Annotated in this window: 7 protein-coding genes; 6 read left to right on the top strand and 1 reads right to left on the bottom strand. The window is 72.7% G+C overall.

What is annotated here, in order from left to right:
* Window positions 1–456: 456 nt before the first annotated feature.
* From ACFYW3_RS37715 to ACFYW3_RS37735, 5 genes are all read left to right on the top strand, one after another.
* The gene (locus tag ACFYW3_RS37715) at window positions 457–1629 is read left to right on the top strand and encodes a histidine kinase (protein ID WP_351757209.1); all 1173 of its coding nucleotides are present in this window, start codon (window positions 457–459) and stop codon (window positions 1627–1629) included.
* Between the two features lie 114 nt (window positions 1630–1743).
* Window positions 1744–2064 (top strand): chorismate mutase, encoded by a 321-nt coding sequence (locus tag ACFYW3_RS37720; RefSeq protein WP_266946961.1) that lies wholly within the window; start codon window positions 1744–1746, stop codon window positions 2062–2064.
* A 33-nt stretch (window positions 2065–2097) separates the two neighbouring features.
* Window positions 2098–4611, top strand: a complete 2514-nt coding sequence (gene pepN, locus ACFYW3_RS37725) for an aminopeptidase N (RefSeq protein WP_389388840.1) — start codon at window positions 2098–2100, stop codon at window positions 4609–4611.
* A gap of 169 nt (window positions 4612–4780) precedes the next feature.
* Window positions 4781–6178: a pyridoxal phosphate-dependent decarboxylase family protein gene (locus ACFYW3_RS37730; RefSeq protein WP_389388841.1), complete on the top strand. Its 1398-nt coding sequence runs from the start codon at window positions 4781–4783 to the stop codon at window positions 6176–6178.
* On the top strand, window positions 6175–7584 hold the full coding sequence (locus tag ACFYW3_RS37735) for a SidA/IucD/PvdA family monooxygenase (RefSeq protein ID WP_351757218.1): 1410 nt from the start codon (window positions 6175–6177) through the stop codon (window positions 7582–7584). Before ACFYW3_RS37730 ends, ACFYW3_RS37735 begins: the two co-directional genes overlap by 4 nt.
* Before the next feature lie 39 nt (window positions 7585–7623).
* Here ACFYW3_RS37735 and ACFYW3_RS37740 read toward each other — a convergent pair whose 3' ends face one another.
* Complete coding sequence (locus ACFYW3_RS37740; protein WP_389388842.1) at window positions 7624–9426, bottom strand: bifunctional metallophosphatase/5'-nucleotidase; 1803 nt, start codon at window positions 9424–9426, stop codon at window positions 7624–7626.
* A 399-nt stretch (window positions 9427–9825) separates the two neighbouring features.
* Between ACFYW3_RS37740 and ACFYW3_RS37745 the strand changes: the two genes are divergently transcribed.
* Window positions 9826–11001: a ricin-type beta-trefoil lectin domain protein gene (locus tag ACFYW3_RS37745; RefSeq protein WP_389388845.1), complete on the top strand. Its 1176-nt coding sequence runs from the start codon at window positions 9826–9828 to the stop codon at window positions 10999–11001.
* Window positions 11002–11138 lie beyond the last annotated feature (137 nt).

Here is an 11138-nt window from a genome sequence, read left to right on the forward strand (position 1 = left end):
CCCTGGCCGCCGGCCCGGGCCCCGACCGGGCCCCCGGCGCGGCGTGAGCCCCGGCCGCCGGGCCGTGGTGCCCCCGGCCTGTCGGCCCGGCGTGAGCCCCGGGCCCCGCCCCGGCCCTCGGCGCGGCGTGACCCCGGGCCCCCGAGCCATGTCGCCCCCGGCCTGCCGGTCCGGTGCGAGCCGCCCCCGCCGGGCTCCGTCCGGGGGCGCGGCCCGGCCGCGCCCCCGCCCCGCCGCCGTCGCCCGCACCGCCCCCGCCTCCCGTACCGGCCCCGCCTCCCGGACCGGCCTCCGTACCGGCCCCGCCTCCCGTACCGGCCCCGCCTCCCGGACCGGCCTCCGTACCGCCCCCGCCTCCCGTACCGGCCCCGCCACCCGGACCGGCCCCCGTACCGCCCCCGCCTCCGGACGGGGAACCGCCCCCCGGCCCGGGCCCGACCGGTCGCGTCCGCCGCGATGAGTCCCCTCGCCTCCTGGACCCGCCGCCACCCCCGCGCCGCCCGGCTGCTCCCCGTCGCGCTCGCGGTGGTCCTGCTCGGCCTCGTCACCTTCGAGGGCATCGTCCTGGCCCGTCAGCCCAGCGCCCCGCACGCCGCCGTGTGGGTGTCCGGGATCCTCGTCTGCCTCAGCGCCGCGCCCTGGCCCCGCATCCCCCTGCTCGCCCGCGCCTGGTTCGCCGCCGCCACCACCTGGACCGTCACCCTCCTGCTGATCTTCGGCAACCACCCCCTCGTCGTCTGGGGCGCCGGCGAGGCCATCGCCCTGCTCGTCCTGCTCTCCCAGGTCCTGCTCCGCGCCCCCGCCCGCACCGCCGCCGTCCTCGGCCCCCTCCTCGGCCTCGGCTGCATGGCCGTACCCGTGCGCGACACCGACCCCGGCCGGTTCACCCTGCTCTTCTCCGTCCTCGCCGTCGTCGTCGGCGCGTACTCCCTGCTCCTGCGCCTCCAGTCCGTCCAACGCGTCCGCGAACTCCGCGCCGTCCGCACCGCCGAACGCCTGGAACTCGCCCGCGAACTCCACGACCTCGTCGCCCACCACGTCACCGGCATCGTCGTCGAGGCCCGCGCCGCCCGCTTCACCGGAGTCACCGCCGACCGCGCCGCCGAGATCCTCGGCCGCATCGAGACCGCCGGCGACGAGGCCCTCGGCTCCATGCGCCGCCTCGTCAAGATCCTCCGCGAGGACGAGGCCGCCGCCGGAGGAGACACCGCCGCCGGAACCACCCCCGTCGCCGGCCTCGCCGACCTGCGCGCCCTCACCGAACGCTTCGCCGTCACCGGCCCGCCCGTCACCCTCCGCGTCGAGGAAGGCCTGGAGGCCCGGCTGCCCGCGGACGTCGCCGCCACCGCGCACCGCATCGTCCTCGAAGCCCTCACCAACATCGGCAAACACGCGGCGACGGCCACCGCCGTCCACATCGCCCTGCGCACCGTCCCCGCCGGCCTCGAAGTACGCGTCGAGGACGACGGCGGCCGGCCCGCCCGACTCTCCGAGAACGCCCGGGGCGGCGGCTACGGCCTCGCCGGCATGACCGAACGCGCCGAGGCCCTCGGCGGCTCCCTCACCGCAGGCCCCGCCCCGACGGGCGGCTGGCTCGTCACCGCCACCCTGCCCCTCCAGGCACCGTAGGCCGGCCCTTTCGGCCCCCGCCGTGCCCGCCGGGACCCGCCCCGACCCCGCCGGCCGTCTCACCGGCCGAGGTGCCGAGGAACCCGTCGCGTCCGCCACGTATTCTCGGGAACCATGAACCACAGCGACACCGACGAGGCCCACGAGAACGTCACCGCCGAACTGTCCCGCCTGCGCGACAGCATCGACAACATCGACGCGGCCGTGGTCCACATGCTCGCCGAGCGCTTCAAGTGCACCCAGCAGGTCGGCCACCTCAAGGCCCGCCACCAACTGCCCCCCGCCGACCCCGGCCGCGAGGCCAGCCAGATCGCCCGCCTGCGCCAGCTCGCCGAGAACGCCAAACTCGACCCGGCCTTCGCGGAGAAACTCCTCAACTTCATCATCGCCGAGGTCATCCGCCACCACGAGACGATCGCAGCCGGCGAGGAATAGGCCCCTGGGGGCCCGCCCGACCCATCAGGCAGCATGGGCCCCATGTCCGCATTGACGCGCAACGAAGCGCAGCTCCGAGCCCGGCTCCTCGACGTCCACCACTACGACGTCACCCTCGACCTCACCACCGGTGACGAGACCTTCACCTCCACCACCGTCATCCGGTTCACGGCCCGCGCCACCGGTGACACCTTCGTCGAGCTGAAACCGGACGAACTGCGCTCCGTCGAGCTCGACGGCCGGCCCCTCGACCCCGCCGGCCTCACCGACAACCGCCTGCCGCTCACCGGGCTCACCCCCGGCCCCCACGAGCTGCGCGTCGACGCCCGCATGAACTACTCCCGCACCGGCGAGGGCCTGCACCGCTTCACCGACCCCGCGGACGGCGAGACGTACGTCTACTCCCAGATGTTCCTGGACGACGTCCAGCGGGTCTTCGCCGCCTTCGACCAACCCGACCTGAAGGCCGTCTTCGCCTTCACCGTCACCGCCCCCTCCCACTGGACCGTCCTCGCCAACGGGATCACCACCCGCGGCGCCGACCGGCCCGAGGACGGCGCCGGCACCTGGACCTCCGCCCCCACCCCCGCGATCTCCACCTACCTCGCCGCGATCGCCGGCGGCCCCTGGCACACCGTCCGCACCGACCACGCCGGCCTGCCCTTCGCCCTCCACTGCCGGCAGTCCCTCGCACCCCACCTCGACGCCGACGCCGACGAGATCCTCTCCGTCACCACCGCCTGCTTCGACCGCTACCACGAGAAGTTCGCCGAGCCCTACCCGTTCGACTCCTACGACCAGGCGTTCGTCCCCGAGTTCAACGCCGGCGCCATGGAGAACCCCGGCCTGGTCACCTTCCGCGACGAGTTCATCTTCCGCTCGGCCGTCACCGACACCGAACGCCAGGGCCGCGCCATGGTCATCGCCCACGAGATGGCCCACATGTGGTTCGGCGACCTCGTCACCCTCCGCTGGTTCGACGACATCTGGCTCAACGAGTCCTTCGCCGAGTACATGGGCTACCAGACCCTCGTCGAAGCCACCGGCTACACCCAGACCTGGACCGAGTTCGGCATGGAGCGCAAGCCCTGGGGCTACGAAGCCGACCAACGCCCCTCCACCCACCCCGTCGCCCCCGCCCCCGAGGACGTCCCCGACACCGCCTCCGCCCTCCTCAACTTCGACGGCATCTCCTACGCCAAGGGCGCCTCGGCCCTGCGCCAACTCGTCGCCTGGCTCGGCGAGAAGGACTTCCTCGCCGGCATCAACACCCACTTCGCGCGCCACAAGTTCGCCAACGCCTCCCTCGCCGACTTCGTGGACTCCCTCGCCGCCCACACCGAACGCGACGTCCACACCTGGGCCGACACCTGGCTGCGCACCACCGGCGTCGACACCCTCACCCCGCGCGTCGAGGACGGCGACGCCGGCTGGACCCTCACCGTCGACCACCACGGCAGCCGCCCCCACCACCTCGCCGTCGGCCTCTACGACCGCGACCCCACCGGCGACCTGGAACTGCGCGAACACCTCGACCTGGACGTCCCCAGCACCGAAGTTGTCTCCGCGAGCGGCCGGCGACCCGACCTGATCCTCCTCAACGACCAGGACCTCGGATACGTCAAGATCCGCTTCGACGCCGTCTCCGAGGAAACCGCCCTGCGCGGCCTGTCCCGCATCCCCGGCCCGCTCACCCGCGCCGTCGTCTGGAACTCCCTGCGCGACATGGTCCGCGACGGCGAACTGGAACCCGAGTCCTACCTGGAGACCGCGCACGCCCACCTCCCCGAGGAGAACGACCTCGCGATCGTCCAGGGCGTCCTCGGCTTCGCCCGCAACCGCGTCGCCGCCCACTACGTCGCCCCCGGCCGCCGCACCGCCGCCCTCAACACCCTCACCACCATCGCCCGCGCCCTGATGCGCCGCACCGAGGACGGCTCCGACCCCGGCCTGCGCCTCGCCGCCGTCCGCGTCCACATCGACAGCGCCACCCAGCCCGACACCCTCGCCGGCTGGCTCGCCGACGGCACCGTCCCCGGCGGACCCGAACTCGACCCCGAACTGCGCTGGCGCATCCTCGCCCGACTCGCCGTCCTCGGCGCCGTCACCGAAGCCGACATCGACACCGCCCTCGCCGACGACCCCAGCGCCACTGGGGAAGAAGGCGCCGCCCGCTGCCGCGCCGCGCTCCCCACCCCCGAGGCCAAGGCCGCCGCCTGGCAACGCATGTTCCACGACGACTCCCTGTCCAATTACCTCTTCAAGGCCACCGCCTCCGGCTTCTGGCAGCCCGAACAGGCCGAACTCGTACAGGACTACGTCCCGCGCTACTACCCCGAGGCCGTCGCCCTCGGCGCCCGCCGCGGACCCGCCATCGGACAGGCCGCCGGCCGATGGGCCTTCCCCTCGCACGCCGTCGACGAGGCCAACCTCCGCGCCGGCCGCGCCTGCCTGGACGACACCGACATCATCCCGCTGCTGCGCCGCCAACTCGTCGACCAGCTCGACGACCTCGCCCGCGCCCTGCGCATCCGCGGCAACGGCTGACCACCGGCCACCGGCCCGCACACGGGAACGTCCCGGGGCGGGCCGGACCGAACACCCGGCCGAGACCGGACGGGCGGACAAACCCCGGCGGTTACCCCATTCGGGTCTGATCGTTGTGCTGGGCGGGAACGACCAGGCCGTTCCCGCCCGCCTGCGCTAAGGACACCGGATGACCCCGCCGCCCGGCACCCCGCCACCGCCGCCCCCGCTCGCCGGAGGCCTCGGCGGCGCCGACGCCCTGCGGCCCCTCCTCGACACCGTCCTCGACGCCCTGCACGACGGCGCCACCGAACGCGCCGGCCCCCTCCCCGCCGGCGGCCCCGCCGCCGTCACCGCCCGCGTCACCGCCGCACTGGGCGACGTACTCCCCACCCGCGGCGCCGGCGACCACGAAGCCCTGCGCACCCTCGTCCACACCCTCGCCGCGGGCGCCGCCGACCCCGCCGACCCGCTCTGCGCCGCCCACCTGCACTGCCCGCCCCTCGCCGTCGCGGTCGCCGCCGACCTCGCCGCCGCGGCCCTCAACCCCTCCATGGACTCCTGGGACCAGGCCCCCGCCGCCTCCACCCTCGAAGCGCTCCTCACCCGCGCCCTCGCCGCCGAGTACTACGACACCCCCCACCCCGACGCCCTCGTCACCACCGGCGGCACCGAAGCCAACCAACTCGCCCTGCTCCTCGCCCGCGAACGCCACGGCCCCCGCCTCACCGTCATCCACGGAGCGGGCGCCCACCACTCCGTCCCCCGCTCCGCCTGGCTCCTCGGCCTGCCCCCCACCGTCACCGTCCCCACCCCCGCCGGCGTCCTCGACCCCGCCCGCCTCGCCGAAGCCCTCGGCCGCGCCGACGGCCCCGTCCTCGTCACCGCCACCGCCGGCACCACCGACGCGGGACTCATCGACCCCCTGGAACCCCTCGCCGACCTCTGCCGACAGCACGGCGCCGACCTCCACGTCGACGCCGCGTACGGCGGCCTCCTACGGCTGAGCCCCCACCACCGCCACAAACTCACCGGGCTCTCCCGCGCCCAGTCCATCACCCTCGACCTGCACAAACTCGGCTGGCAGCCCGTCGCCGCAGGCCTCCTCGCCGTCCCCGACAGCCGCCTGCTGGCCCCCCTCGACCACCAGGCCGACTACCTCAACGCCACCGACGACACCGAAGCCGGCCTGCCCGACCTCCTCGGCCGCTCCCTGCGCACCACCCGCCGCCCCGACATCCTCAAGATCGCCGTCACCCTGCGCTCCCTCGGCCGCGACGGCCTCGCCGACCTCATCGACCGGACCTGCGCCGCCGCCCACCACCTCGCCGAACTCCTCGAAGCACACCCCGGCTTCGAACTCCACGCCCACCCCACCATCAGCACCGTCCTCTTCCGCCCCACCCCCATGGACGACGTGCAGCTCGCGGGCCTGCGCCGCACCCTCCTCCTCGACGGCACCGCCGTACTCGGCCGCGCCACCGCCGACGGCCGCCTCTGGCTCAAGGCCACCCTGCTCAACCCCCACACCACGGCGGGGGACCTGGACACCCTCGTCACCCTCCTGGAAGGCAGCACCCACCGATGACCGCGCACCTCGACACCCCCCACGACCTCGTCGGAATCGGCATCGGTCCCTTCAACCTGTCCCTCGCCGCACTCGCCGACGGCCTCCCCAGACAAGGCGTCGGCGAACTCGCCACCGCCTTCTACGACCAGCGCAGGGACTTCCGCTGGCACCCCGGCCTCCTCATCGACGGCGCCACCCTCCAAGTCCCCTTCCTCGCCGACCTCGTCACCCTCGTCGACCCCGCCAGCCCCTGGAGCTTCCTCAACCACCTCAGGCACAAGGAACGGCTCTTCCCCTTCTACTTCGCCGAGCAACTCCACATCCAGCGCTCCGAATACGACGCCTACTGCCGCTGGGTCGCCGAACGCCTCCCCGGACTCCACTTCGGCCACCAGGTCGACGCCGTCCGCTGGAACCCCCAACGCGACCTCTTCGAAGTCGACTTCACCCAACTCGACACCGACGGCGAAGCCGAGGCCCTCGGCCGCGCCCACACCCGCAACCTCGTCCTCGGCATCGGCACCGCCCCCTACGTACCCGAACCCCTGCGCCCCCTCGCCGAGGCCCCCACCGTCCCCGTCATCCACTCGTCCGAGTACCTCGACAACCGCGAACGCGTCCTGGCCGCCGCACACGTCACCGTCATCGGCTCCGGGCAGTCCGGCGCCGAGGTCTTCCTCGACCTGCTCCGCGCCCGCCCCGCCGGCCGTGAAGGCCTCACCTGGCTCGCCCGCACCGACGCCTTCGCCCCCATGGAGTACTCCAAGCTCGGCCTGGAACACTTCACCCCCGACTACACCCGCTACTTCCACGCCCTCCCCGAACCGGTCCGCGACCGGCTCGTCCCCGCCCAATGGCAACTCCACAAGGGCATCGACGCCGCCACCATCGCCGCCATCCACGAAGAGCTCTACCGACGCACCCTCCACGGAGGCTGGCCCGACGCCGTCCTCACCCCCGGAGTCAGCGTCCGCACCGCCGGCCGAGTAGCGACCACCAAAGTGGAACTCCACCTCGAACACACCCAACAAGGCGTCCGCTCCCGCCTCACCACCGACGCCGTCGTCCTCGCCACCGGCTACCGCGAACGGCCCCTCACCAGCCTCCTCGCAGGACTCGACCCCTACCTGCGCAAGGACTCCTCCGGCCGCCCCCGCATCGACGAACACCACCGCATGATCCTCGACCCCGCCGTCACCGGCAGCGTCTTCGTCCAGAACGGCGAACGCCACACCCACGGCGTCGGAGCCCCCGACCTCGGCCTCGCCGCCTGGCGCAGCGCCGGCATCCTCAACACCCTCACCGGCAAGAACCCCTACCCCCAGCCCGCCCGCACCGCCTTCACCACCTTCGGCCTCGACCAGCGGGAGCACACCCGCCCCCATCCCGCGGGCGAACTGCTCCCACTGGTCGAACACCCGTAGGCCCGTCGACGACAGGGCCCGGACCTCACGGACCCCCGACTAGAAGACCGGCACCCCGGCCCGCGTCAGCCGCCAGTCCACCGAGGCGAACTGCGCCGGATCCACCGTCCCCTTCGCCTTCACCCACTGGATGATCACGTTGCGGATCTCGTCCGAGTTGGCCCACAACTGCCTGGCCTGCGGGACGTGCGGGAAGTTGCCGCCACCCGAGGCCCGGTAGTTGTTCACCGCCAGCACGAACCGGGCCGCCGGATCCACCGCCTTCCCCTGGAAGGACAACCCCGTGATCCGCGACCCCACGGGCTGCGCGATGTCCACGTCGTACGTCAGCCCGTACACCGCGTCGTAGTTGTAGTCCGGGATGCTCTCCGAGTTCGTCAGCTTCGCCGGATCCACCGGCGCCCCCGGAGCCGTCCGCACGTAGTACCGCGCCGAGTACTCCAGGTAGTCCTTCACCTGCGCGCCCGTCAGCAGCCGCGCCTCCAGCGTGTTCTCGAACGGGTACAGCCCCGCCGCGTCCTTGATCGTGACCTGCCCGGCCGGGATCGCCGCCGTCCGCGAGAAGCACGAGGCCTGCGACAGCACCGGCAGCGCCGCCCACTCGCCGCCCACCAGCGCGGCCTTCACCGTCTCCGCCTGCACGTGGTTGATCAGGTCGATGATCGGCACGTCCTTGACCGGGCCGTCCGCCGAGGACATCGCCTGCGTCGACGTCCCGATCACCTGGTTCACGTAACCGACGACCTTGCGGTGCTCGTCCGACAGCAGCCGGACGATCTTCGGGTCCTCCGCCACCTCGTTCGAGTTCAGCACCTGCGCCGACACCTTCGCCACCGACCAGCAGCCCTTCGCCCACGTCAGCTCGAAGTCGAACAGCGTCAGCCGCTGACCCCACTTCAACGGCTCCGACAGCACCACGTCCTTGCCGGTCGCCTTGTTCTTCACCCGGTACTCCGGGATCTCCGTGTGCGCGTGACCCACCAGGATCGCGTCGATCCCGGGCACCTGCTCGGCCACCAGACCCGCCGCGTTCTCGATGTGCGGCAACTGGTCCCCGTAACTGGACGTACCGCTCGAACCCGAGTGCGCCGACACGATCACCACGTCCGCGCCCATCGACCGCAGCTTCGGCACGTACTTCGCCGCCTGCTCCTCCAGCCCCGGGAACGTCATCTTCCCCTGCACGTTGGCCTTGTCCCAGATCGCGATGCCCGGGTTCGTCAGCCCCAGCACCGCCACCTTCACGTCCCGCCCACAGGGGGTCCGCAACCGGTGGATGCTGTACGGCGGGAACGCCGGCCGCAGCGTCTTCGCGTCCAGCGCGTTCGCCCCCAACAACGGGAAGTCGCACTGCTCCTCGAACTTGCGCAGCACCGGGATCCCGTAGTTGAACTCGTGGTTGCCCAGCGCCGCCGCGTCGTAGCCGATCGCGTTCATCGCCTGAGCCATCGGGTGCACCGGACCGCGACGCGCCGTGATCGGGTCGACCTTCGCGTAGTAGTACGAAAGCTGGGTGCCCTGGATCGTGTCACCGGCGTCGATCAGCAGCGTGTTGCGCCGACCCTTCTGCGCCCGCACCCGGTTCACCAGCGTCGAGATCTTCGCCAGACCGACGTCGTTGTGCGCCTTGTCGTCGAACTCCTTGTCCGTGAAGTAGTCCCAGTTGAAAACGTTTCCGTGCAGGTCGGTCGTACCCATCACCGTGAAGGAGTAGGTCCGCGGACCGGCCCCCTTCGACTCCTGCTGGGCGGCGGCGGCCGGGGAGCTCGTGGCCCCCGCCAACGCCACGGCCGCACCCGTCGCCGCCGTGCTGCCGATGAAAGTCCTACGGTCGAACGCCATGCCATCTCCCCTTTGAGGCGTGAACAACGCGCGTAGATTCTGACCCACGGGTAACAATGTGCAACACCCCCGCCAGGTTGCGATCCGGTGACCGACGCACCGCCGGGTCGGCGCGCGCGTCTTGACGCACCAGGACCCGCGCGACTTCAATCAAGACTTGAACTAAGCAGCGCACGGCCGTCCCACGCCCCTCCGTGGGAGGTCTTGTCATGCGCATGACCTTCCTCTCCCCCCCACCGCCCCCACGAGAAGTGAAGTGATCCCGTGCCCCCACGCGCCACATCCCTGCGCGCCACCGCGTCATGCGCCCTCGCCCTCCTGTGCTGGAGCGCCGTCACCGCCCCCTCCACCGCCGCCGGCGAAGCCCCCGCACCCGCACCCGTGTCCGCACCCGCACCCATGTCCGCACCCGCGTCCGCCGCAACCGCCGCGGTCACCGCCGCGGCCGCCGGATTCTCCGACACCTTCGACGGCCCCGCCGGAACCGCCCCCGACCCGGCCAAATGGCAGACCGAGACCGGCGACAACGTCAACAACCACGAACGGCAGTACTACACCGCCGGCAACGCCAACGCCGCCCTCGACGGCCAAGGCCACCTCGTCATCACCGCCCGCCGCGAGAACCCCGCCAACCACTCCTGCTGGTACGGACGCTGCGAGTACACCTCGGCCCGCCTCAACACCGCCGGCCGCTTCACCCAGACGTACGGACACGTCGAAGCCCGGCTCAAGGTCCCGCGCGGCCAAGGCATGTGGCCCGCCTTCTGGATGCTCGGCGACGACATCGGCCAGGTCGGCTGGCCCGCCTCCGGCGAGATCGACGTCATGGAGAACGTCGGCTTCGAACCCTCCACCGTCCACGGCACCCTCCACGGCCCCGGCTACTCCGGCTCCGGCGGCATCGGCGCCGCCTACACCCTCCCCGGCGGCCAGGCCTTCGCCGACGCCTTCCACACCTTCGCCGTCGACTGGGCCCCCGACTCCGTCACCTGGTCCGTCGACGGCACCGTCTACCAGCGCCGTACCCCCGCCGACCTCGGCGGCCGCGCCTGGGCCTTCAACAAGCCCTTCTTCCTGATCCTCAACCTCGCCGTCGGCGGCTACTGGCCCGGCGACCCCGACGCCGGCACCACCTTCCCGCGACAACTCGTCGTCGACCACGTCCGCGTCACCACCTCCGACAGCGGAACCGGCCGCACCGGCCCCGTCACCGGCCTCGCCGGCAAGTGCGTCGACGTGGCGGGCGCCAACCCCGCCAACGGCACCCCCGTCCAACTCCACGACTGCAACGGCACCCCCGCGCAGCAATGGACCGTCGCCGCCGACGGCACCCTGCGCGCCCTCGGCAAATGCCTCGACGTGACCGGCGGCTCCACCGCCGACGGCGCCCCCGTCCAGCTCTACGACTGCAACGGCACCCCCGCCCAACGCTGGGCCCTCCCCGCCGCCCGCGACATCGTCAACCCACAGGCGAACAAGTGCCTCGACGTCACGGGCAACAACCCCGCCAACGGCACCCGCCTCCAGATCTGGACCTGCGGCGGAACCCCCAACCAGAAGTGGACCGCCCCCTAGGGCCTGTCGTCAAAGTGGCGTCGTCGCCCGAAGGGCGGCCTGGCGGCGTCTGGTGCGTGCTCTCGGCGTGCCGGGCGGAAGCCCGCGTACTGGACGTACTTGGGCTTTCGCCCGGTGCGGCGAGAGTGCGTGCCAGG

Origin of the sequence: Streptomyces sp. NPDC002602, from assembly GCF_042889445.1 — a bacterium.
Taxonomy (GTDB): Bacteria; Actinomycetota; Actinomycetes; order Streptomycetales; family Streptomycetaceae; genus Streptomyces.

Coding starts and splice junctions, on each gene's coding strand:
- ACFYW3_RS37715 (WP_351757209.1), top strand. CDS start 457: ATGAGTCCCCTCGCCTCCTGGACCCGCCGCCACCCCCGCGCCGCCCGG.
- ACFYW3_RS37720 (WP_266946961.1), top strand. CDS start 1,744: ATGAACCACAGCGACACCGACGAGGCCCACGAGAACGTCACCGCCGAA.
- pepN (WP_389388840.1), top strand. CDS start 2,098: ATGGGCCCCATGTCCGCATTGACGCGCAACGAAGCGCAGCTCCGAGCC.
- ACFYW3_RS37730 (WP_389388841.1), top strand. CDS start 4,781: ATGACCCCGCCGCCCGGCACCCCGCCACCGCCGCCCCCGCTCGCCGGA.
- ACFYW3_RS37735 (WP_351757218.1), top strand. CDS start 6,175: ATGACCGCGCACCTCGACACCCCCCACGACCTCGTCGGAATCGGCATC.
- ACFYW3_RS37740 (WP_389388842.1), bottom strand. CDS start 9,426: ATGGCGTTCGACCGTAGGACTTTCATCGGCAGCACGGCGGCGACGGGT.
- ACFYW3_RS37745 (WP_389388845.1), top strand. CDS start 9,826: ATGTCCGCACCCGCGTCCGCCGCAACCGCCGCGGTCACCGCCGCGGCC.